Origin of the sequence: Enterococcus sp. DIV1337a (assembly GCF_051712285.1) — a bacterium.
In the GTDB taxonomy this organism is placed as follows: domain Bacteria; phylum Bacillota; class Bacilli; order Lactobacillales; family Enterococcaceae; genus Enterococcus; species Enterococcus faecalis.
This window is the reverse complement of record NZ_JBIOOP010000001.1, coordinates 2,366,374-2,388,910: the sequence shown is the minus strand read 5'-3', so window position 1 is coordinate 2,388,910 and position 22,537 is coordinate 2,366,374. Positions and strand designations below refer to the sequence as shown.

The 22,537-nt window shown below is 40.0% G+C and carries 24 protein-coding genes; 21 read left to right on the top strand and 3 right to left on the bottom strand.

The annotated features are described in order from the left end of the window. Window positions 1–12 precede the first annotated feature (12 nt). Window positions 13–2,757, bottom strand: coding sequence for a glycoside hydrolase family 65 protein (locus IGL49_RS11330; protein WP_104854411.1), 2,745 nt, complete (start codon window positions 2,755–2,757; stop codon window positions 13–15). Window positions 2,758–3,018: 261 nt separating this feature from the next. Between IGL49_RS11330 and treR the strand changes: the two genes are divergently transcribed. After that, window positions 3,019–3,732 carry a trehalose operon repressor gene (treR, locus tag IGL49_RS11325; protein WP_104854412.1) on the top strand — a complete coding sequence of 238 codons (714 nt, stop codon included), beginning with the start codon at window positions 3,019–3,021 and terminating at the stop codon, window positions 3,730–3,732. Window positions 3,733–4,131: 399 nt separating this feature from the next. Further along, window positions 4,132–4,851 (top strand): WxL domain-containing protein, encoded by a 720-nt coding sequence (locus IGL49_RS11320; RefSeq protein ID WP_104854413.1) that lies wholly within the window; start codon window positions 4,132–4,134, stop codon window positions 4,849–4,851. 40 nt (window positions 4,852–4,891) lie between these two features. On the opposite strand, the gene mscL is transcribed toward IGL49_RS11320, so the two are convergent. After that, complete coding sequence (gene mscL, locus IGL49_RS11315) at window positions 4,892–5,341, bottom strand: large conductance mechanosensitive channel protein MscL (RefSeq protein WP_104854414.1); 450 nt, start codon at window positions 5,339–5,341, stop codon at window positions 4,892–4,894. Window positions 5,342–5,549: 208 nt separating this feature from the next. Here mscL and yfmF point away from each other — a divergent pair, with 208 nt between their 5' ends. The 6 genes from yfmF (at window position 5,550) to IGL49_RS11285 (ending at window position 10,998) form a co-directional block, all read left to right on the top strand. Beyond that, window positions 5,550–6,818 carry an EF-P 5-aminopentanol modification-associated protein YfmF gene (gene yfmF / locus IGL49_RS11310; protein ID WP_104854415.1) on the top strand — a complete coding sequence of 423 codons (1,269 nt, stop codon included), beginning with the start codon at window positions 5,550–5,552 and terminating at the stop codon, window positions 6,816–6,818. After that, on the top strand, window positions 6,811–8,115 hold the full coding sequence (gene yfmH, locus IGL49_RS11305; RefSeq protein WP_002380969.1) for an EF-P 5-aminopentanol modification-associated protein YfmH: 1,305 nt from the start codon (window positions 6,811–6,813) through the stop codon (window positions 8,113–8,115). Before yfmF ends, yfmH begins: the two co-directional genes overlap by 8 nt. Before the next feature lie 167 nt (window positions 8,116–8,282). Beyond that, on the top strand, window positions 8,283–9,149 hold the full coding sequence (locus IGL49_RS11300; protein ID WP_104854416.1) for a RodZ domain-containing protein: 867 nt from the start codon (window positions 8,283–8,285) through the stop codon (window positions 9,147–9,149). A 124-nt stretch (window positions 9,150–9,273) separates the two neighbouring features. Beyond that, window positions 9,274–9,852, top strand: a complete 579-nt coding sequence (pgsA, locus tag IGL49_RS11295) for a CDP-diacylglycerol--glycerol-3-phosphate 3-phosphatidyltransferase (protein ID WP_104854417.1) — start codon at window positions 9,274–9,276, stop codon at window positions 9,850–9,852. A gap of 350 nt (window positions 9,853–10,202) precedes the next feature. Further along, complete coding sequence (locus IGL49_RS11290) at window positions 10,203–10,631, top strand: hypothetical protein (protein WP_241690085.1); 429 nt, start codon at window positions 10,203–10,205, stop codon at window positions 10,629–10,631. Next, window positions 10,597–10,998: a hypothetical protein gene (locus IGL49_RS11285; protein WP_241690084.1), complete on the top strand. Its 402-nt coding sequence runs from the start codon at window positions 10,597–10,599 to the stop codon at window positions 10,996–10,998. Before IGL49_RS11290 ends, IGL49_RS11285 begins: the two co-directional genes overlap by 35 nt. 334 nt (window positions 10,999–11,332) lie before the next feature. Here IGL49_RS11285 and IGL49_RS11280 read toward each other — a convergent pair whose 3' ends face one another. Next, window positions 11,333–12,220, bottom strand: coding sequence for a MurR/RpiR family transcriptional regulator (locus IGL49_RS11280; RefSeq protein WP_002383224.1), 888 nt, complete (start codon window positions 12,218–12,220; stop codon window positions 11,333–11,335). A 373-nt stretch (window positions 12,221–12,593) separates the two neighbouring features. Here IGL49_RS11280 and gnd point away from each other — a divergent pair, with 373 nt between their 5' ends. The 13 genes from gnd (at window position 12,594) to IGL49_RS11215 (ending at window position 22,513) form a co-directional block, all read left to right on the top strand. Further along, window positions 12,594–13,529: a phosphogluconate dehydrogenase (NAD(+)-dependent, decarboxylating) gene (gnd, locus tag IGL49_RS11275; protein WP_162782552.1), complete on the top strand. Its 936-nt coding sequence runs from the start codon at window positions 12,594–12,596 to the stop codon at window positions 13,527–13,529. 12 nt (window positions 13,530–13,541) lie between these two features. Further along, entirely contained in the window at window positions 13,542–14,543 is a 1,002-nt protein-coding gene (locus tag IGL49_RS11270) for a D-isomer specific 2-hydroxyacid dehydrogenase family protein (protein ID WP_002385197.1), read from the top strand. Between the two features lie 14 nt (window positions 14,544–14,557). Next, window positions 14,558–15,661, top strand: coding sequence for an iron-containing alcohol dehydrogenase family protein (locus IGL49_RS11265; RefSeq protein WP_104854419.1), 1,104 nt, complete (start codon window positions 14,558–14,560; stop codon window positions 15,659–15,661). Between the two features lie 12 nt (window positions 15,662–15,673). Continuing rightward, the gene (locus IGL49_RS11260) at window positions 15,674–16,516 is read left to right on the top strand and encodes a PTS mannose/fructose/sorbose/N-acetylgalactosamine transporter subunit IIC (protein WP_104854420.1); all 843 of its coding nucleotides are present in this window, start codon (window positions 15,674–15,676) and stop codon (window positions 16,514–16,516) included. A 20-nt stretch (window positions 16,517–16,536) separates the two neighbouring features. Next, window positions 16,537–17,409: a PTS system mannose/fructose/sorbose family transporter subunit IID gene (locus tag IGL49_RS11255; protein WP_061866711.1), complete on the top strand. Its 873-nt coding sequence runs from the start codon at window positions 16,537–16,539 to the stop codon at window positions 17,407–17,409. Window positions 17,410–17,430: 21 nt separating this feature from the next. Continuing rightward, window positions 17,431–17,937 (top strand): PTS system mannose/fructose/N-acetylgalactosamine-transporter subunit IIB, encoded by a 507-nt coding sequence (locus IGL49_RS11250; RefSeq protein ID WP_002354904.1) that lies wholly within the window; start codon window positions 17,431–17,433, stop codon window positions 17,935–17,937. Between the two features lie 77 nt (window positions 17,938–18,014). After that, complete coding sequence (locus IGL49_RS11245; RefSeq protein ID WP_104854421.1) at window positions 18,015–18,467, top strand: PTS sugar transporter subunit IIA; 453 nt, start codon at window positions 18,015–18,017, stop codon at window positions 18,465–18,467. A gap of 23 nt (window positions 18,468–18,490) precedes the next feature. Then, complete coding sequence (gene uxuA, locus IGL49_RS11240; RefSeq protein WP_104854476.1) at window positions 18,491–19,564, top strand: mannonate dehydratase; 1,074 nt, start codon at window positions 18,491–18,493, stop codon at window positions 19,562–19,564. Window positions 19,565–19,568: 4 nt separating this feature from the next. Continuing rightward, window positions 19,569–20,222 carry a bifunctional 4-hydroxy-2-oxoglutarate aldolase/2-dehydro-3-deoxy-phosphogluconate aldolase gene (locus tag IGL49_RS11235; RefSeq protein ID WP_104854422.1) on the top strand — a complete coding sequence of 218 codons (654 nt, stop codon included), beginning with the start codon at window positions 19,569–19,571 and terminating at the stop codon, window positions 20,220–20,222. Between the two features lie 163 nt (window positions 20,223–20,385). Next, a complete protein-coding gene (locus tag IGL49_RS11230) occupies window positions 20,386–20,856 on the top strand; it encodes an ASCH domain-containing protein (RefSeq protein ID WP_002354908.1) in 471 nt (156 codons plus the stop codon). Between the two features lie 176 nt (window positions 20,857–21,032). After that, the gene (locus tag IGL49_RS11225; protein WP_002381076.1) at window positions 21,033–21,251 is read left to right on the top strand and encodes a YdbC family protein; all 219 of its coding nucleotides are present in this window, start codon (window positions 21,033–21,035) and stop codon (window positions 21,249–21,251) included. Window positions 21,252–21,267: 16 nt separating this feature from the next. Continuing rightward, window positions 21,268–22,152, top strand: coding sequence for a YicC/YloC family endoribonuclease (locus IGL49_RS11220; protein ID WP_104854423.1), 885 nt, complete (start codon window positions 21,268–21,270; stop codon window positions 22,150–22,152). A gap of 55 nt (window positions 22,153–22,207) precedes the next feature. Next, entirely contained in the window at window positions 22,208–22,513 is a 306-nt protein-coding gene (locus IGL49_RS11215) for a hypothetical protein (RefSeq protein WP_002383233.1), read from the top strand. The last annotated feature ends 24 nt before the right edge of the window (window positions 22,514–22,537 follow it).

Below are 22,537 nucleotides of genomic sequence, written 5' to 3'. Positions count from 1 at the left end.
TGGTTCGCTCCTTTATTGATAATGTACTTCTTTTGGTCGTTCGGCGGTTAACGGAATCAACGCGCCCTGAACCAATAATTGTGTGTCTTTATCTGCTGTAATCGTGACACTGGTTTGTGTTAATGAAAATTGATAGGTTACGCCTTGATGAATAAACTGGAACGCCAGCGATTGCCAATGTTCAGGTAAGTTTGGACAAATTGATAACTCGTTTTGGCGCGTGTCAACGCCTGCATATGTCGCTAAAGTAACGTGAATCGTCGCAGCCATGACCCCTGTATGAATCCCTTCAGCGGTCGTGCCACCTTGAATGTCACGATAATCGGAATACAACGCTTCTTGATAAAGTTGCCAAGATAGCTCATGGAATTGCGCCATTTCTGCCAATTGGGCATGAACAATTCGTGACAAAGTCGAACCATGAGACGTCCGTTTTAGATAATACAAAAGATTTTTTTCCAAATAATCCGCAGGCAATTGATACCCTAAATCTTCTAAAATTTGATCCACCCGAGTTTTGTCTAAGTTGTAGAACAACATTAACGTGTCGGCTTGTTTCGCCACTTTGTAATCATCAGGGGATTCTCCTTCAGCTTTTAAAATCCGATCCATGCGGTAAATATTGCCGTATTTCTCTTTCATCGCCGCCCAGTCAATCTCTTTTAAACCGAAATACCCTTCATATTGCGCAATAATGCCGTCAGAATTAACTTCAATTTCCAGTGAATTTTGAATTTGTTGCATGCGGGCTAGATCAGCGGAAGTGGTCTGAGTTTTGGCAAAAAGTTGTGCCTGTTCTTCCTCAGAGAAAAGTGCCAAGATGTTGGTTAATTCTTCGAATAGCCAAACCACCATCAAATTCGTATAGGCGTTGTTTTTCAAGCCGCTTTCCGCTTGGTCTGGATAGCCCTCGTGAAACTCATCAGGTCCCATCACTTTATCAATAAAGAACCGTCCTGTTGCTTCATCTAACGTAGCGGCGCTGTTCCAAAATTGAGCAATCTCTAACAACATTTCGCCGCCATATTTTTTCATAAATTCATGATCCTGTGTACTATGCCAATACAACCAAGCATTGTAAGCAATCGCTAGGGACACATGGCGTTGCAAAATACTATGATCCTCGCCCCAATGTCCATTCAACGGATTTAAGTGAAGTTTTTGCGTGGTTTCACGCCCGTCACGTCCTGATTGCCACGGATACATTGCGCCACGATACTGGCTGGCCGCCGCATTTTCCTTCGCCTTCTCTAATCGATGGTAGCGATACAACAACAACTGTTTCGCCGTGTCGGGATAATGTTGAATATAAAAAGGTAAAATAAAAATTTCATCCCAGAAAATATGTCCACGATACGCTTCACCATGCAAGCCTCGGGCGGTAATCGAGACGTCCAATGCTTGCGCTTGGTTACTAAAAGGCGAAGCTGAAGCCAGCAAGTGATAACTGTGAATCCGTAAAAGTTTTTGAGACATCAAATCGCCTGTCACGGTAATGTTGGCTTGTTGCCAAAGGGTTTGCCAAGCGCGGGCGCTTTCCTGAGCGGCGGCCGCAAAAGAGCCCTTTGGCGTAAACGGTACCTGCCAACTTTGTTCGGCATGGCTGGCTTGCACATAGACTTGTTTTTCTAGCGTATAGCGCGTTCCTTGATGCGCCATCACTGTCACCACTTGGGCGATTTTTTCTGTTTCTTCTTGAATCGTAATGGCTTCTTTTTCAAAAAAATCACCGGTTATTAAAGCCGTTTCTCGGACGGTCAAGTTGGATTGCTTGGTACAAACCTCAATCACGGTTTTGTTTTCCTGAGCGCTTAATTCTGTCACTTGAAAATGTTTCGCCGTTAAGTTGCGATATCGCGCCACGTTATAGTTGTAGACACTGCCATCAGTGACGGTTTTCAAAGTAATCGGGGCTGAAAAGTTTAACGGCTCAAACGTATATTGCAGATGATAGTCATTCGGTTGCGCCATATTGGCAATTTTTTTCGTCGTTAATTTAATTTGCTGATTGTCCGCATCTTTCAAAATCATTTCTGCGACAAACAATCCCGTTTTCAAGTTCAATTGACGATGTAATTGCTGTAGCGTGTCTGGAGAAATCGTTAACCAGTCAGTGGCATCGCCAATTTTTAAAGCGATGTGTTGGTTGTCAGGAGCATTGACGAAATCTTCATTTTCCACTACTTGACCCGCAACTTCCGAAGCCGCTGTATTATAAAGCCCCGCAATGTAGGTCGCTGGATAATGATCATCAGAAATCGTCATCTCAGGGGTCGTGCCGCGCAAGCCTAAAAAGCCATTGCCGACAGTTAACAGGGACTCCACCGCATATTCATTTTTCCCAGGTACGTAGCCATAATAATCTAAATGCCAAGCCAGATACTGCCGTTTTTCTTCAAATGCTTCCAGCAAATTCGGTGCCGCCGCTTGTTCAGCTGCTGTTAAAAGTGGCGTGTTCAACTGTTCTGCGAACGCTTGAATCACCGCTTGCGGAACCAGCGCCAACGTTTCCTCTGGCGAAAAGAAGTCCGCTGGGAAATCAGCCACAATCCCCCCCAGAATCGGCGCAGCCTCTGCCAAAATCAATTGACACAATTCAGGAACTGTTTCTTCGATGGTTAAGGCTTCAAAAGGGAACGTTTTTTGGTGAAGCGGTTCCAATTTATGGTTAAAAAAAGTCGTCGTTAGTTGGTTCGTTGCAAATGATAATTCTAAAATGGTCATGTTTGGCGCCTCCTTGTGAACTTGTATAGACATGTTGCGTTTGACTACAGTATAGTATGAACGAATCAGAATTACAAGGATTTTCCCTAGATTCTTAAGAAAAGTTTTCCAGAAGAGCGCTGTAACAGACTGCGCTAGTTTCGAAAAAAAGGCTATAAATCCGCGGTTTGACTGTAGAAGTCAGTAGTGTAAGAAGAGCAGAAAGTGCGGGGGATTTTTCTGACCAGCTCTAGGTTTTTCGGAGGGAATATGCTATGCTTTTAGAAAAGAAATTGTTGGTAGAGGAGGATCGGCATGAACAAGTTTCATGACATATTTTTAGAATTAGAACAACAAATTGTCCAAGGTGAGTATCAGCCGGGCGATTTATTACCTAGTGAAAATCAATTAGTGGAAACCTACAATGTTTCCCGTGAAACAATTCGGAAAGCCTTAAATTTACTGATTAACGCTGGCTACATTCAGAAAAAACAAGGCAAAGGCTCGATTGTCTTAAACTTTAAAAAATTTAATTTTCCTATTTCAGGAGTGACCAGTTACAAGGAGTTACAACAAACGCAACATATTGAAAGTCATACCCATGTGGTTTCCTTAGAAGAAATTCCTGTGGAGCGCAACTTGGCTCAATTGACTGGTTGGACGGAAGGGGCCCCTGTTTGGCGCTTAGTCCGGCAACGGGAGATTGAAGGGGAAGTCGATATTTTAGACATTGATTACTTAATTAAAGCGATTGTCCCTGAACTGCCGAAGCAGCGTGCCGAAGATTCAATTTTTGATTATTTGGAAAACGACCTTGGCTTAGCGATTAGTTACGCCCAGAAAGAAATTACCGTGGAACCGCTCACAGAAATGGACAAGCAGCTGATTGGTGAAGTCGAAGGCAATCATGTCGTCGTGGTCCGCAGTATCATGAACTTAGAAGATACCCGCTGTTTTGGTTATACGGAATCCCGTCATCGCTTAAACAAATTTAAGTTTGTAGAATTTGCGCGTCGCCGTAAATTGTAAGTCTTAGTGACGAACAAATACAAAAACGGCTGTCATTAAATGGAAATTGACGATTTTTTCGCAAGAACCGCCGGTAAATGTATAAGATTTTAGGAGAAAACGTCAAAAAGTAGAGGTCCAACTCTTACTTTTTGACGTTTTCTCCTTGTTTTTTAAACGAATTTGACGAAAAAATCATTAAATAACATTTGTAAATATCAAAAAATGCTGAAATTAAAGCTTGAAATCAGTAGAAATGCTTGTTTTTAAAGGAATCATCGATTTTTACAGATGGCTGTTAAATATTTAAAATTACGACGAGGGCAGATTCTTGTATAATAAGGCTATAGCTTCAGAAGTACCGAAGAAATGATCAGCGCTCTCTGGAAATTCATAATAGTTAAAGGAGACGTACATAGAATGAAAAAGAAAATCTTAGCAAGTTTATTGGTTGGTAGTGCGGTCGTTGGCGCTAGTTTATCACCTCTTTCGGCACAGGCAACTACGACAGGGAAAACACCGGTGACGGTGGGGATTGAAGGGGGATCTTTAGAAAATCAGGAAGATAATGGCAATGGGACAAGTAATCCTGATCCAAATGAATCAAATACCGATTTTGATTTACTAAATATTCCTACAGATATGACCTTTAGTACTAAAAAAATTACAGATGATACATCAGCCATTCCAATTAGGGCATGGGAGTATACCTCACCTACTGGACCAGCTCATACTTATAGTCGTTTTTTTAGTATTGGTGACGTGCGAGGAACGAAAGAAGGATGGCATGTTACTGCTCAAATTCCCAGTATGACCAGTAAAACTGATACATTACAAGGTGCTATTAACTTTACTCAAACAGGAGGGTATGCTGTATATAACTCTGAAACGAAAGTCTATCAACAGTCTAGACCCGGTTTTTCTTCAGATCCATCTGCACCAATTTTTTCAGGTACCAGTATAACTATTGGTACAGATGCATCACTAATGGCAAATGCGGGCGCGGGTAAAGGGCAAGGGCTTTGGACAGGAGAATTGAGTAAAATTAGTTTGAACATTACCACACCTACACCTCAACTAGCAGCAGGCGCCTACACCGGCAACATCACCTGGAACCTCGTCGCAGGACCCTCTCTCTAAGACAAAACAAAAAAGTCATCCTCTCAGGATGACTTTTTGCTTATTTCTCTGTGAAGGTGTTGTCTGTTTTGACAGTTTCAGCAGGCGGTGTTTGTGCTGCTAATAAGTCGCGAATTTCTTTTAAGTAATCTTCGCTGGTTGGTACCACTTCTTCTTCTGCCGCTTCTTCTTTTTTGCCACGGTTTTTCATTTTGTTGGCCGCTTTGACAATCAAGAAGAGGACGAAGGCCGTAATTAAAAATGTAATAAGTGCACTAATCACGCTACCAATATTGAATTCAACGCCTTCGACTTTATAGACAAGGGCACCCAATGCATCGTCAGCGCTCTTTTTCCCAGTCGTCAAGACAAAAATCAGACTAATTAACGGGGTAATCAAGCCTTCCACCACTTGTGTCACAATTGCCGTAAACGCACTACCAATGACAACACCGACGGCTAGGTCTAAGACACTTCCGCGCATGATAAACTCTTTAAATTCTTTAATCATTCCTGTTTCCCTCCTCACTTTAAAAACAGTATACCGAATCTTCTTGAAAATTTGAACTGAAAAACTCTTATCATTCAGAAAGCACCTGAAGCTGTGTTATAATGGAGCTATTGGAAAAAACATTAAAAAATGCTTTAGAATTTACACGATACATATATTTCACAGCATTCTTTAGGTAAGATGAAGCAAATGAAGGAGCGATGCGGCAATGTCTGTTCAATTAGTTAAAGGCGTGAATTTACACGTCATTCCTACAGAAAAATATAAAACGGTGCGTCTTTTAGTCCGCTTTAATACACGATTAAATCATGAAACCATTACAAAAAGAACGCTGTTGTCCAGTTTGATGGAAACCAACAGCTTAAATTACCCGAATCAAGTCAAGTTAAGTGAGCGTTTGGCGGAACTTTACGGCGCCAGCTTTGGGATTGGCGTTTCCAAAAAAGGCAATCAACATTGGTTTAATATTTCTATGAACATTGTCAATGATCATTATTTACAGGATAGTCAGGTTCTGGCCGAAGCGGTGGACTTTTTGAAGGAAATTATTTTTGCCCCCAATATTCAAGCGGGCCAATTTGAAGCGGAAACCTTCCAACGGGAGAAAGAGAACTTGAAAGCGTACTTGGAAAGTATTGTGGAGGATAAGCAAACCTATGCCTCATTGGCGCTTCAAAGTGTTTATTTTAATCAATCGGAGGATCAAAAAATCCCTAGTTTCGGGACCGTTGCGGCGTTAGCTGAGGAAACAGCGGCATCATTAGCGGCGTATTATCAAAAAATGCTTGCGGAAGATCAAGTGGATATTTTTGTCTTAGGCGATGTCAATGAGGCGGAGTTAGTGCCATTATTCAAGCAATTACCGTTTACGCCTCGTGAAGAAGGCAAAGCTGCGATTTTCTACAATCAACCAATTCGCAATGTGATTGAAGAACGGACCGAGCGTGAGGTGTTAGCCCAATCGAAATTAAACTTAGCTTACAATACGGATATTTATTATGGCGATAGCTATTATTTTGCGTTGCAAGTGTTTAATGGGATTTTTGGCGGTTTCCCGCATTCTAAATTATTTATGAATGTCCGTGAAAAAGAACATTTAGCGTATTATGCTTCTAGTAGTATCGATACCTTCCGTGGCTTGATGACGGTCCAAACAGGAATCGATGGAAAAAATCGGAATCAGGTCTTGCGTTTGATTTCGACAGAATTGGAAAATATTCGCTTAGGTAAGATTAGCGAATTAGAAATTGAACAAACGAAAGCAATGCTAAAAAATCAGTATATCTTGGCGTTAGATAATGCAGGCGCGTGGCTGGAAAAAGAATACTTGAACCAATTAATGCCGCAGACGATGCTGACGGCGGAGGAATGGATTGCACGGATCAATGCCGTAACCATTTCAGAAATCCAAGAAGTAGCCAAACGCTTGGAACTTCAAGCAATCTTCTTTTTGGAAGGAGAAACGGAAAATGATTAAAAAAGACTATGCACAAATTAAAGAAACATTGTATACAGAAACACTGGCGAATGGTTTAAAAGTTTACCTATTACCGAAAAATGATTTCCAAAAAACGTATGGCTTGTTTACGACCGATTATGGTTCAATTGACAATACGTTCGTGCCAATTGGGCAAGAGGAAATGATTGAAGTACCTGACGGAATCGCCCACTTTTTAGAACATAAAATGTTTGAAAAAGAAGATGGCGATGTCTTCCAAAAATTTGGACAACAAGGGGCTTCAGCGAATGCCTTTACCAGTTTTACGAAAACGAGTTATTTGTTTTCAACGACGGATCAAGTGACACAAAATCTAGAAACGTTGCTTGATTTTGTGCAATCGCCGTATTTCACGAAGGAAACGGTCGAAAAAGAAAAAGGCATCATCGGACAAGAAATTCAAATGTATTTAGATGATCCTAACTGGCGCTTGTTCTTTGGTATTTTAGGCAACCTTTATCCGAAACATCCATTGCATATTGATATTGCCGGTACAGTGGCAAGTATTGCGGAGATTACCGCAGAAGATTTGTATACATGCTACAATACGTTTTATCATCCAAGTAATATGACCTTATTCGTGGTAGGGAAAATGGATCCTGAAGCGTTAATGGCTTTCATTCGTGAAAACCAAGCGGCGAAAGAGTTTCCTGCCGCCCAACCCATTCGTCGGCATTTTCCAGAAGAAACAGCTGCTGACATTGTCAAAGAGAGCGCCATTGAAATGGCGGTCACACGGGCAAAAGTGCTTGTTGGCTTGAAAGGCTTAGACGAAGTACCAACAACGGGTCGTGACTTAATGAAATATCAAGTCACCGTGAACTTGTTGTTACAATTATTGTTTGGTAATACCTCTCAAAACTATTTGGCTCTTTATGATGAAGGCTTGTTAGATGATAGTTTTAGTTATGACTTTAATCTAGATCGCAGTTTCCATTTTGCGGATATTGGCGGCGATAGTGAGCAACCAGAAGTTTTAGCAGAACGAATTGAAGCTATTTTATTATCTGCCACAACAAGTCCAGAATTAACGGAAGAAAATTTGTCCTTATTGAAGAAAAAAATGATTGGTAAATACTTCCAATCCTTAAACTCTTTAGAGTATATCGCCAACCAATTTTCACAATCATTGTTCGGCGAAACCACGCTGTTTGATAAGATTGAAGTCATTGAAAGCATTCAATTAGCAGATGTCCGCCAAGTAGCAGAGACCTTTATTCGTGAAGAAGGACTGAGCCGTTTCTACATGTATCCTAAAGGAGAAACCGAGCAATAAACCAACTGTTTAAGAAAAAGAAAAATCTTTGAAATCTTTCAATTTTGTTATCCTCAGTTGGCTTCTTTTGTGGTATTCTTAAAGGACGGGAATGTTTTCCTTGGCAATTGAAAAAGACTGATGAGACAATCGATAAATTAACAAAATAGACTGGAGAAGATGGACGAGTGGCCAGCGTAAATATTGGAGAAACACTAAAAGAAGCAAGATTGCAGAAGAACATCTCAATTGATGAACTGCAACAAATGACAAAAATTCAAAAAAGATATTTAGAAATTATTGAACAAAACGATTTTGAGTCCTTACCAGGCACCTTTTATGTGCGGTCGTTTATCCGCCAATATGCAAGTGCGGTTGGCTTAGATGGCAATCAATTGGTAGATATCTATGATGGCAAAGAACCAGCAATTGTCGAAGAGCCCAAGCCAGTGTATGAAGAGCTTGAAGGGTCACGTAAGCAATTACATGACGAAGAAAAGCAAGCCAGTTGGTTACTGCGTAATTTACCGGCCATCGCCTTTTCGTTAATTGGTTTAGCTATTGCGGTCGTGGTGCTGTATATTATGTGGCAAGATCAAAAAGCCGAACCGATTATTCAAACACCGGCAACTAGTGCCAGTGTGGAAAAACCCAAAGAATCAAGTCAAGCCCCAGAAAGTAGCACACAAAGTAGTACACCGCCGTCTTCTTCAAGCGAACCAGAGAAGAAAACAGCTGTGGCTGTGGTGAGTGATGCCAACAATCAAGTAACTGCAACGGTTAAAGATGCGAATAGTCCAATCAATATTACCTTTAAAGGAACTGAAGGCTCTTGCTGGATTGGCGTGATGGTCGATGGTAACTATACTTACCAACACACTCTGCAAGCAGGAGAGACCCAAACAACAGCTTTACCTGCGAATGCCGCCAATGCGACACTGATTTTAGGCGCCTCAAATAACGTCGCCATTCAAGTCGATGGCGCCGATTTAACACTGGAAAAAACGCCAGTTTTAATTCGTAAGGATGTTACATTAGGGATTACGTATCGTTAGAAATGGTGTAAGAAGAATCTGGATAAACTGTCAAACGGCAATTATTCCAGATTCTTTTCTTTTTTTCGTGACACTGCCAGCAAGATAACGTAAAATAGAACAGGAGAAGGAAGGGGCAATTGAAGTGAACTTACCAAATAAATTAACTGTTTTAAGAATATTTATGATTCCGATTTTTATTATTATTGTATCAGTACCAATGGACTGGGGAACGATTAGTTTTGGCGACACAACGTTAGCCGTTACCCAATTAGTGGGCGCGATTATTTTTGCAGTTGCTAGTTTTACAGACTGGCTGGATGGCAAAATTGCCCGTGCGCAAGGCTTGGTGACGAACTTCGGAAAATTTGCGGACCCATTAGCGGACAAAATGCTAGTGATGACCGCTTTTATCGTCTTAGTTGGTCAAGGCAAAGTACCCGCTTGGATTGTAGCAATTATTGTTTGTCGTGAATTGGCAGTAACTGGTTTACGGTTGTTATTAGTCGAACATGGCGAAGTGATGGCAGCAGCTTGGCCAGGAAAAGTAAAAACAGCTACCCAAATGGTTGCAATTATTTTGCTGTTCATTAACAACATTCCATTTTCAGCACTCCATCTACCACTAGATCAAATCATGCTATATGTCTGCTTGATTTTCACCATTTACTCTGGTGTTGATTATTTTGCTAAGAATAAAGATGTTTTTAAAGGTTCGATGTAATGAGAGAATCAAAACGCTTGGCTTATGCCAAGCGTTTTTTAGTATTTTCTTTGAACCAATTGATGAGTTGCAAAATAAAGCAGAGCGGAAAAATTTTTATTTAGCGAAATCTAAAGAAAAAGAAAAAAGTAACTAGTAGCGTACAAAAAATTTAGTTAAGAGACCTACAGAAGAGGCAATAATTTTTATGTTTTTAAAGAAGTGTTGCAATAGCTTATGCTTATGTAATAACTCTAATTCTTTTTTATATAAAATTTTGTGTAACAGTATTTTTAATAGTAAAATTAACATGTAAGATAATTGTAAAAAGGAATCAAGTAAATAAATATGGTAAAGGAGAAGTTGTATTCATGGAAATGACATTTATTTATATCGATGCCCCAGATATTGATCTAAAAAATTTTAGTCTGGATGATTTTTATACAGTAACAAAGGAGCTGGATGATGATGATTCAATAACAGATATAGCTAGAGATATAGCTAAGAGGTGTACTGAACATAAAATGAGTAATTTTAAAGGAAAGATAATCAACCAATTTGTTTATCTTTCTCTTAATCCAATAAAAGGACAAAATCTTTATGATAGTATGCTTAACTATTATTTTAACGAAAAAAATGAAGTGATATTTCTTGATATTTTTGATAACGTCAAACATAATTGGAAGCTAAAAGAATTAAAGAATTTGAAGGAAAAAGGACATATAAGAAACGATATTTCTGTCATATATATATGTACCAAAAGGTATGGGGGCAGCGGCAGGGTCAGGCTCTTTTCTTGAAGTAATAATAAACAATCTTAGTAACATAATGTTTCAAGTTTTTTTAGCATTAGCGGTTGATTATGTAAAAGATAACTTGAAGAATTTACAGTATAAATTAAAATATAAAGATATTCAAAAAATAGCTGAATATTGGGTAAATAAACAAGGAATACGATCTTCAAGGCAACTAAGGGAGTTTATTATAAATAAAGGGAACTGGGAACTTAACGAATTAGCAATCAATTTGAATATTTCTCAGGAGTATGCGATGATTCTTTTGGAGTCTTTAGGATATGAATTAAAGGGTGATCAATTTGTACCTAGTTATTCTGAAGAAGCGATTCGAAGAAGGAAGATTTGGGAAGAAAGAGAAAAATTACAATAGTTAATTTAATACCTAGAGACTAATGAAAACGGAGCTTTGTGGAGTTGATACTGTTTAACACTCTCAAAGGCTTGAATACATTGATTAATTATACATGTCATCTATTGTTCCATAAATAGGGAACTGTTGTTTATCTTAAAATTTAAGGCTATGAAAGTAGTCATGTAAGTTCTTTTTTCTAACTTATTTTTACCCACAAGATAAAAAGCGACCAAAAAATTGGTCGCTTTTTAAATACCTCCATGGGAGTTCACTTGCTTCATAAAATGTAGATTCACGGTGTCAAGCCAATTTGCGAGGCCCCATATTACAAAAAGAAGCACCATTCAGATCTTTACGACAAATAATGTGGATCGGTCTTAGTCGTGCTAATGTTATCACGGATTTTTTTCAAGGAATCGGCATTTTGATCAAAATTGTGATACATCGTATTTGTATATAAAATATCCATTACCGTTAAGTAACTAATCCGTGAAGCCAAGGATTCCGCACGAAACAAACCTTCTTCGGTGACGACAATAATTGCTTCATCGGACAAGCCTGCCAATTCTGAGCCGCTGTTGCCGGTTAACGTAATCATTTTTGCGTTGGTTTTTTTAACTTGTCGTGCTAGGTTGATTGATTCTTTGGTTTTGCCTGAATGGGAAAAAATAAACACGCAATCTTCACTGGTTAATTTTGTGACAAAACTTAACTGCATGTGGTAATCAAAAATGTAGTTGCACCGATAGTTGGTCCGAATGAATTTATGGAAACTATCAAAAGCCACAATCGAAGAGCCACCTTGCCCAAAAAAATGAAGCGTTTTGGCAGAGTACATCAAAGCCAACACGTTATCTAACAACTCTTTTGTTAAGAACTGTGTGGCGTTGCTGAGGGAATAAATATTGGCTTGTAAGACTTTTTTAGCAATCGTAATACTATCATCATCTGGTGAAATATCATCGGCGCCATTCACGCTATTGACGTTTTGAAAAGTCGGCTGATAATTAGAATTTCTGGCGATATCAATTTTAAATTCTTGGAACCCAGAATAGCCAATCTTTTTTACAAATTGATACACGGAAGATTGGGAGACGCCAATTTCGTTGGCCAGACTTTCTAACGTCATTTGTGTCAATAATGATTCAGAATGAACAAAGTAATCGGAAATTTTCTTTTCTGTGAGGCTCAAATTCGGTTTTTTGATCCGAATCCGTTGATCCAAATAGTGGTTTTTCATTAACACGTTCCTCCAATCTTATTTTTTTAAAACAGAATGAATGCCTTTTCATTGTTGGTATAGACTGATTATAGTGGAAAAAGAGGACAAATACAATTTCTCTTTTTCCCACAAAAAAGAAATTCTTTAAAAAAAGCCAAAAAAAATAAATAATCTTTTTTCTGAAAATTGAGGGCGGCTTGAAAATCCTTCTCTCAATTAAAGAAAGTCGTCTATAAAAAGAACGTGATACCAAGAGATTTACTTGCGTTTTTTGCATGAAAGCTCCTTAAAAATAAAAACGTTTTACCTTTTGATTAGGCAAGATTTTTGCTAAAAAATAAAAAATATTTTTTAATTAGTGTAATCGTTTACATTATTTTTTTTATCCTTTATGATTGAAGTATCAAAAGAGGCAGGTGAAAGAAAAATGGACATTGGCTTTATTGGACTTGGGAAAATGGGTTTGAACATGGCGTTAAATGTTCACGAGCAAGGCTGGCCCATTATTGGCTTTGATGTAACAAAGGAAGCAAGAGCGACTGCTAGAGAACAGGGGCTTTCCGTTGTAGATTCGTTGTCAGAATTATTGAAAGCGCTTAACAAAAGGAAGGTGATTTTTTTAAGTACCCCCGCTGGTCAGATTACCAATCAATTAGTGGCAGAATTGGTAGAGCAATTAGCACCAGAGGATATCATTGTGGATAGTGGCAATTCAAATTTTCATGATAGTGTCGCAAATGCTCAGTTTGCCAAGGAAAAAGGAATTTATTTTATTGATTGTGGTACTTCTGGTGGCATCAAAGGAGCGCGGGAAGGAGCCTGTTTAATGGTTGGCGGAGCGCCTGAAGCTGTCAAAGTGTTAACCCCGTTTTTTGAAGATTTAGCTTGTGAACAAGGGTATCTTTATGCTGGAAAATCAGGAGCTGGTCACTATTTGAAAATGGTGCATAACGGGATCGAGTACGTCATGATGCAAGCCATGGGCGAAGGATTCAATTTATTAGAAGCTGCTGAATATGATTTTGCGTTGGAGAAAGTAGCCGATGTGTGGAATCACGGCTCGATTATTGAAGCTCGCTTGATGGGCTTAGCGAAAGAGGTTTTTGCGAAAAATCCTACGTTAGCCAATCTAGAAGGGAAAGTTGCAGCAAATGGCGAAGCCAAATGGATGATTGAAGAAGCATTGCGTTTGGAGATGCCCGTCCCAACTACGGCGTTGTCCTTATTTACTCGAAATGAAAGTATGCTAGCAAATCATTTTTCAAACAAAGTGGTCGCTTCTTTGCGACAAGGATTTGGTGGGCATGAAGTCGTAAAAAGTCAGTAAAGGAGTTTAGTCATGTTAAAAAAACAAAAAATTGCCATAGTGAATTCCAGTAGTTTTGGTCAAATTTTTCCTGAACACTTGACGCGCTTAGAAAAGATAGGCACCGTGAAGCATTTTACAGTAGACAGTGAAATTGGTGGCAAAGAGTTAGCGGAATGTTTACAAGGATATACGATTATTATTGCTAGCGTGACGCCATTTTTCACGAAAGAGTTTTTTGAACATAAAGATGAATTGCTGCTGATTTCTCGCCATGGCATTGGGTATAACAACATCGATTTAGACGCTGCAAAACAGCACGAGACAATTGTTTCCATCATCCCAGCTTTAGTAGAACGAGATGCCGTGGCGGAAAACAATGTCACAAATTTACTAGCTGTTTTACGGCAAACCGTGGCTGCAGATGCCAGCGTTAAAGCGGATCAATGGGAAAAACGAGCGAATTTTGTCGGTCGGACGTTATTTAACAAAACTGTGGGTGTCATTGGTGTTGGGAACACAGGAAGTTGTGTCGTTGAGACGTTACGAAACGGATTTCGCTGTGATGTATTGGCGTATGATCCCTATAAATCCGCCACTTATCTGCAAAGTTATGGAGCCAAAAAAGTAGACTTGGATACGTTGCTAGCCTCGGCAGACATCATTTGTTTATGTGCCAATTTAACTGAAGAAAGTTATCACATGATTGGCTCGGCGGAAATTGCCAAGATGAAAGATGGCGTCTATCTTTCCAATAGCGCACGAGGCGCCTTGATTGATGAAGAAGCCATGATTGCCGGCTTGCAATCGGGCAAAATTGCTGGGCTTGGGACAGATGTTTTAGAAGAGGAACCAGGTCGGAAAAATCATCCTTATCTTGCGTTTGAAAATGTAGTAATGACGCCGCACACCTCCGCTTATACCATGGAATGCTTACAAGCGATGGGAGAAAAATGCGTGCAAGATGTGGAAGACGTGGTGCAAGGTATTTTACCTCAACGGGCAGTGCAAGAAGTCAGTCGTTATGTTAGTTAAGAAGGAGGAGGAGCATGTTAACTGATTTAAAAGTGAAAGTTGGACCGCAATTTTATCGTTACCACGAAGGCGCCTTAACTTCTGTGCCGTCACTTTTCAAGGAGTATCACGCCCAACGAATTTTGGTGGTGCATGGCACCGTATCCTTTGAAAAAGCTCAGCCATTTTTGTCATTCTTGACAGATCCAGAGTATCAATTTTTCTATCACACTTACACAGGAGAATGTAGTTATTTTGGCGCCAAGCAAATTTCACAGCTAATAAAGGAACACCAGATTGACTTTCTTCTGGGAGTCGGCGGCGGTAAGTTAGCCGATTTAGTGGGCTACAGCGCCCATTTAAACAATCTGAATTTTGGCTTGGTCCCCACTTTGGCTAGTAACTGTGCGCCGTGGACACCGTTAGCTGTGATGTATCAAGAAAATGGCGCGGCCGTAGGCAAAACGGAACATTTCTTTCGCCAAGCTGCGTTTTTAATCACCGATCCTAAGTTGCTTCTTGATGCGCCCCGTGATTATTTTGTCGCTGGTTTAGCTGATACGTTAGCGAAATGGTATGAATCAGAGACCATTTTACGCCAAGCCCATTTGCAAGGGGAACCCTTTTTACAATTAGCGGGAGCGACCGCTAAGCTTTCGCAAGAAGCGATTATGCGGGACTCGAAAGCAGCCTTAGCAGCGATGGACGAGGGCAAACTCACCCCTGAATTTGTCCATCTTTCAGAAATTGTTTTCGCTGTTTCCGGATTAGTCGGCGGCTTCGGCGACAAATACGCCCGCAATGCAGCAGCACACGCCATGCATGATGCTATGAGTAAATTTTTACCCAAAAGTCATGACTATTTACACGGCGAAAAAGTAGCTTACGGCATCTTCTATCAATTAGCATTGGAAAAAAGGTGGGCCATCATAGACGCATTAATCCCCTTTTATCAAGAGCTAAACTTGCCCATGTCGTTACGACAAATGGGCCTTTACCCAGAAGAAGCAGTACTCGATGCAATGGTTCAATTTATTGATTCAAAAGAAAAGGTTCATTTAATTCCTATTGAGATTTCGGAAGAACGTTTACGTCAAGGGATTGAAGAGCTAGAAAAGTATATCCAAAACCAAGGATAAGAAGGAGGAACTATGGAAACGTTAAGTGTTTTACAAAGTTTGATAATGGCGCTTTGGGTGGCAGCAATTATGTCCAGATGGCTCGGAGGAGGAGCAACGTTAACGTTGCGTTTCTCGCCCTTAATGACAGGGTTAGTAGCAGGTTTAGTGATGGGCGATGTCCCGAAAGCGATGATTGTCACTGCAGCATTACAAATGATTTACATGGGTGTTTTTTCACCAGGTGGCTCTATGCCAGCAGAACCATCAATTGCGGCAGCGATTGCTGTACCAGTTGCGTTGCTAGGGAATTTGAAACCAGAAGCGGCTATCGCCGTAGCGGTTCCTGTCGGTCTTTTAGGAAGTTATTTATATCAATTCCGTTTCTTTATTAACACGTTTTTAGGGAAGTATACCGATCGTGCGGTAGCTGAACTAAATTCTAAAAAAATTGCCCGCTCAATTATCTGGTATCCAACGATTGCCTCATTTATTTTATTCGTTCCATTAGTCTTTTTTGCTCTTTATCTAGGGGCACCAGTCATTGCCGATATTATTAAAGCATTAGAAGGAACCGTTGTGATTCACGTGTTAGAAGTAGTCGGTGGTGGTTTAGCCGCAATTGGGATTGCGACAACGGTCTATGTCATTGGTCGAAAAGATTTCTTGGTTTTCTTTTTCCTTGCATACTTCATGAGTATCGTCTTTAAGTCGTTGGAAATTACCATGGTAACGTATGCCATCTTTGGCGTAATTATTGCGTTAATTTTTGTGCAAGTCCAAAAAGGCAAACCTGTAGCAGAAAGTGCTGGTTCCGCCAGTGCCACCATTGATTTTGATGATGATGATGATGACGATTACGATGACGGGTTTTAAAAGAAAAAGGAGGAACTGAAATGACGGAAACAACAGAAAAAGTCGTGCCGAAAACAACGAATTTAGCACCAGAAGAAATTACCAATAAAGATGTTACAAAAGCCTATCTCCGTTGGCATTTTGCCAATGAAATTCCCCATTCCTTTGAACGTTACTTGGCGCCTTCGTTATTGTACGCAATGATGCCACTTTTAAAGAAATTATATAAAGACGATGAACAATTAAAAGCCGCTTATATGCGTCAACTGCTGTTTTTCAATACGCAATTAAGTTGGGGCGGCGGGGTCATTACTGGGTTGATGGCTTCCATGGAACAAGAGCGGGCCAAAGAAGAACATGAAGGCAGCGAAATCATGATGCAAGATGATTTAATGTATAACACCAAAGCTGGCTTGATGGGCGCGTTAGCTGGGATTGGTGATGCGATTGACTCAGGCACGGTTCAATATATTTTTATTGCGATTGCGGTGCCGTGGGCGCAACAAGGTAGCGCATTAGGTGCGATTTTCCCCTTTGTCGCGTTTGCCCTTTATCAAGTACTGTTAGGTGTGTTCTTTGCGAGACAATCCTTCAAAATGGGGCGGAATGCTACAGGCTTAATGCAAAGTGCGGGGATTCAAAAAGCCATTGAAATGTTATCTGTTTTAGGGTTGTTCATGATGGGAATTTTAGCTGGTAATTATGTAAAAGTTTCTTCAACCCTTCAATTTAAACTTTCTGGCCGTGAGTTTGTGGTCCAAGATATTCTTGATCAGATTGTCCCAGGACTCTTACCGCTAGCAGTCGTAATGGGTGTGTATTGGTTCTATACGAAAAAAGGCTTGAAAGTTACGCAAGCATTATTGTGGTTAACAGGTATTTTAATTGTCTTAGCAACAGTCGGTATTTTATAAAAAGAAAAGGACGTGAATCAGATGGGCGTAGTAAATTTAGCAAGAGTAGATGAACGATTAATTCATGGACAAGTGATGGTGACCTTGTCCCAAAAAAGTGGCGTTAATTCCATTTTCGTTGTCGATGAAGTGGTGGCAAAGGATAAATTTATGCGTGATTTATACAAAAGTGCAGGCAGTCGGACAGGACAAAAAACCATTGTCATTACGCCGGAAAAAGCCAAATTTTATTGGGATGAATACCAATTCAAAGAGTACAACTGTATTTTAATCGCTAAAACCGTCTCTGTAATTTATGACTTAGTAAAACACGGAGTCCCTATGAAGGAGTTAAACATCGGCGGTATTGCACAGAAGAATCCAGAAAAAGATTTATTAGTAACCAAATCTGTTTATTTAAACAAAGAAGATGCTGAAAAATTAAAAGAACTACATGAGGTGTATGGCGTAGAAGATATTTATTTCCAAGCAACGCCTTCTGCACCAAAAACTAGTTTAAAAGAGGTTTTAGGCAAATTTAATTTATAAAAAAGGCCAGTCGCTTGAGTCATTGCATGACTGTTTGAAGTAATGACTCAAGCCGCTGAATTGAAGGAGGAACTTTTATGTTAGGGATTGTGATTGCTACACATGGTGCACTAAGTGACGGTGCGAAAGACGCAGCTACCGTGATTATGGGCACAACCGAAAATATCGAAACCGTTAATCTAAATAGTGGAGACGATGTCCAAGCACTAGGTGGACAAATTAAAACAGCGATTGAAAATGTCCAACAAGGGGATGGCGTGTTGGTCATGGTTGACTTATTAAGTGCGAGTCCTTACAATCAGGCAGTTTTGGTGATTAACGAACTCGAACCAGCACTACAAAAGAAAATCTTTGTGGTGAGTGGCGCCAACTTACCAATGGTCTTAGAAGCGATAAACCATCAATTATTGGGCACACCGATTGCTGAAGCGGCGCAAGCGATTGTTGCGCAAGGCAAAGAAAGTGTGCAAGCATGGGATATTTCTATGACTTCATTTGAGGATGAAGAGGATGAGGACGATGATTTTTAAGAATGTAGTAAAGGGTGAAAGCAATGAAATGGGGATTTAGATGGTACGGAGCGGCAGGCGATGCCATTCCGTTAAAACACATTCGACAGATTCCGGGAATTACTGGCGTTGTCGGTACCTTGTTAAATAAACTACCAGGCGATGTTTGGACAGTAGCTGAAATTCAGGCACTTAAACAATCGGTGGAACAAGAAGGATTGGCACTTTTAGGAATTGAAAGTGTCGCTATTCACGATGCCATTAAAGCGGGGACGGATCAACGAGACCACTATATTGATAATTACCGCCAAACGTTGCGTAACTTGGGGAAATGCGGAATTTACTTAGTGTGCTACAGTTTCAAGCCTATTTTTGGTTGGGCTAAAACGGACTTGGCGTATGAGAATGAAGATGGCAGCTTATCGTTGTTATTTGATCAAGCTGTGGTAGAGAATATGCAGCCAGAAGACATGTATCAATTAATTCACAGTCAGTCAAAAGGCTTCCGGTTACCAGGTTGGGAAGAGGAGCGTTTGCAACAATTTCAAGAATTGAAAGCCATGTATGCTGGCGTAACGGAAGAAGATTTGGTCGAAAATTTGCGGTACTTTTTAGAACGTGTGATTCCTGTCTGTGAAGAAGAAAATATCAAAATGGGGATTCACCCCGATGATCCGCCTTGGGAAATTTTTGGTTTGCCAAGAATCACCAAAAATTTAGCGGATTTGAAACGGATCCTTTCCTTAGTGGACTCACCAGCAAATGGGCTTACATTTTGTACAGGTTCCCTCGGTGCGGACCCGATGAATGATTTGCCTACTATGATTCGTGAAATAGGTCACAGAATTAATTTTGTTCATTTCCGCAATGTGAAATATTTAGGCGAGCATCGTTTTGAAGAAACGGCGCATCCTAGTGTCGCTGGTTCGTTAGATATGGCGGAATTAATGCAAGCACTGGTAGACGTAGGGTATGAAGGCGTTATCCGCCCTGACCATGGGCGGGCAATTTGGGAGGAAACAGCGATGCCTGGTTATGGTTTATACGATCGAGCAATGGGGTTGACCTATATTCAAGGACTGTACGAAGCAACCAAAGCCAAACAAAATAGGAAGTGACAGAATGGAAACAAAAGTTGAAAAAAATCAACTGTATCAACAATTAGCGACATGTAAACTTTTACCACTATACACTGCAACAGATTTACGCTATTTGCCACAAGTAGAATCAGTCTTAGTAGAAAACGAATTACCGTTTATTGAAGTCACTTTTCGGAGTCAGCTGGCCTTGCCTGCCATCAAACAACTTGCTGCTTCAGGGAATTTAATTGTGGGCGCAGGAACTGTTAGAACCTTGAAAGAAGCCCAAGAGGCAGTAGCGAACGGCGCACAGTTCATTGTTTCACCAGCGATTGTTCCGGAAGTCATTGATTTTTGTCTGGCAAAGGAGGTTCCTATTTTTCCAGGAACAGCTACGCCTGGGGAGATTCAGCGAGCGCTGGCGTATGGCTTACGAGTGGTTAAATTTTTCCCAGCCGATATTTACGGCGGGTTAAAAGCTATCAAAAGTTTAAGCGGCCCGTTTTATGATGTTCAATTTTTACCAACTGGCGGGATTGATGAAACAAACTTTATAGAGTATGTGGAAGCGAAAGAAGTGTTAGCAGTGGGCGGCTCCTTTATTTTATCGGAAAAGATGCTTCAAGAAGATGAAGCTTCAGCACGCCAGCATGTTCAAACTTTACTCACGAAAATCAAAGAACGACAGTCAAAATAAAAAATGGGCTAAGTTTTGTTACTTAGCCCATTTTTTATGGCCAAACGTTACTGACATTATTTTAGTTTTCATTTTGTAAAAATAGTATAGGAGAAAAGCAATCAGTTATGTATAATTAGTGAAAGAAGGTTGCGTGAAGTAAAAATAAAAAGGAGAGCAAAGGATGTTAAAAAATGTAGAAGTGTTCTGGCAAAACTTTTTAGATAAACATGAATTAGATATGTTGATGCCCGATGTGTGGATGTTTGGTGATGGCTCTTCTGAGATGGGTAATCGTTTGGGTCAATTGGTTGTTTCTGGTCGTAAGACAGCGACATGTTCTTCTTTAGATATTTATAAGATGGAAGAAGAACAACTCCCTAAAGCTGGTCAATACGACATAATTTTAGATGGTCAGTCTCAACCGCTGGCTATTATTCGAACAACCAAAGTTGAAATTATGCCCATGAACAAGGTCTCAGAATCTTTTGCGCAAGCGGAAGGTGAAGGAGATTTGACGTTGGATTATTGGTATGAAGAGCATGCGCGGTTCTTTAAAGAAGAACTGGCCCCCTATCAGCTACAATTTTATCCCGACATGTTGTTAGTTTGCCAAAGTTTTGAAGTGGTGGATCTTTATACAGAAAAAGAATAAACAGAGAAGCGGTGACTGACACCATTGAAACGAGCAGTCGCCGCTTTTTTTTACTGATTTTTTGAAAAAGTTGCGTATGTTTATATAGACAGGGTGATAGAAAAGAGATGTGTATTTTAAGTGTCGAGGAAAAGATGGTACAATAACCTAAGGAATACTAACAAGGAGTGAATGTTATGAAAGAAGAATTTTCATATGAAATTTTAGAAGAAGTCGCTGTGTTATCTGAGAATGCCCGTGGCTGGCGTAAAGAATTAAATTTAATTAGTTGGAATGGTCGTCCACCAAAATTTGATTTGCGTGAATGGGCCCCTGATCACGAAAAAATGGGTAAAGGCATCACCTTAACCAACGAAGAATTTGCTGAATTAAGCAAAACAATTAAATCCATGTAAAAGGAGCACCCTGTCAATGAAAAGTATGACTGGATTTGGAAAAAAGACCATTCAAAATGAAAATTATCAACTAGATGTCGAAATCAAAAGTGTCAACCAGCGATTTTTAGATATTCAGTTGCGTATGCCCAAGGAACTGAATGCCTATGAACTGGCGATTCGGCAAGTAATCAAACGCACGTTAAAACGTGGACGTGTGGAAGTCTATGTAAATCTCCAAAAAATCGGCAACAATCAAAAAGAAGTGCGGGTGCAGTGGGACTTAATTGATCAATTGTTAACATCGGTGGATCAACATTTAAAGAAAAACTATCCGGAAGCAACGTTTGATGCAGGGATCACGGTCAACCATTTATTAAAGCAAAATGATTTTGTCGAAATAGTGGAAGCGGAAATCGTTGATCAGACATTTGAACCATTTCTTGTTCAAGTATTTGAAGCAGCCATCGCTAGTCTTGACCAAAGTCGGGTGCAAGAAGGAACGCAAATTAAACAAGTCCTGTTTGACTATGTAGCAGTGTTGACCCAATCAATTCAAGAGCTACAAGCGTTTGTGGGCGTTTTTGAACAGGAATACCGTCAGCGTTTTGAAGCGAAATTAAACGAATGGTTAGGTAGCCAAGTGGATGAAACACGCTTATTAACAGAAATGGCCATTTTATTGGAAAAAGGCGATATTCATGAAGAATTGGATCGTTTGGATATCCATATTGATAAATTGCATCAGTTGCTTGATGAAACAGAACCAGTGGGACGAGAACTAGACTTCTTAATTCAAGAAATGAACCGTGAAGTCAATACGATTGGTTCGAAATCAAGTCCAATTGAAATAAAAAATAGTGTCGTTCAAATGAAAACAACCTTAGAAAAGATTCGGGAACAAATTCAAAATGTCGAATAGAGAAAATGGTTTCGTGTTTTTCCAGAAAACGCTATAATATAGAAGTAACGAATAAATGACAGAGGTGAAAGCAATGACTAAATTTTATGATGTAACCTTTCAAGAATTAAGTGGTCGTTCTGTGGTAAAAACAGAAGTCGCTTCAGACAGAGAACCATTTGACGTCTGGCAAGATGCTTGTGCAAGCTATTCTGAAACAGAATTAAATATCCAAATTAACGAAGACACGTTTGTAACCTTAAATCGTCACTTTGTTGTTCGCATTGACGTGAAAGAAGTCGACGGCCCTGTCGACAAACAAGTTCGTCGTCGCGATGAATTGATGAACGTGGTCAATACGCTTTCTAATATGGGCTTATAAAAAATACCACCAAGCATTTCACGC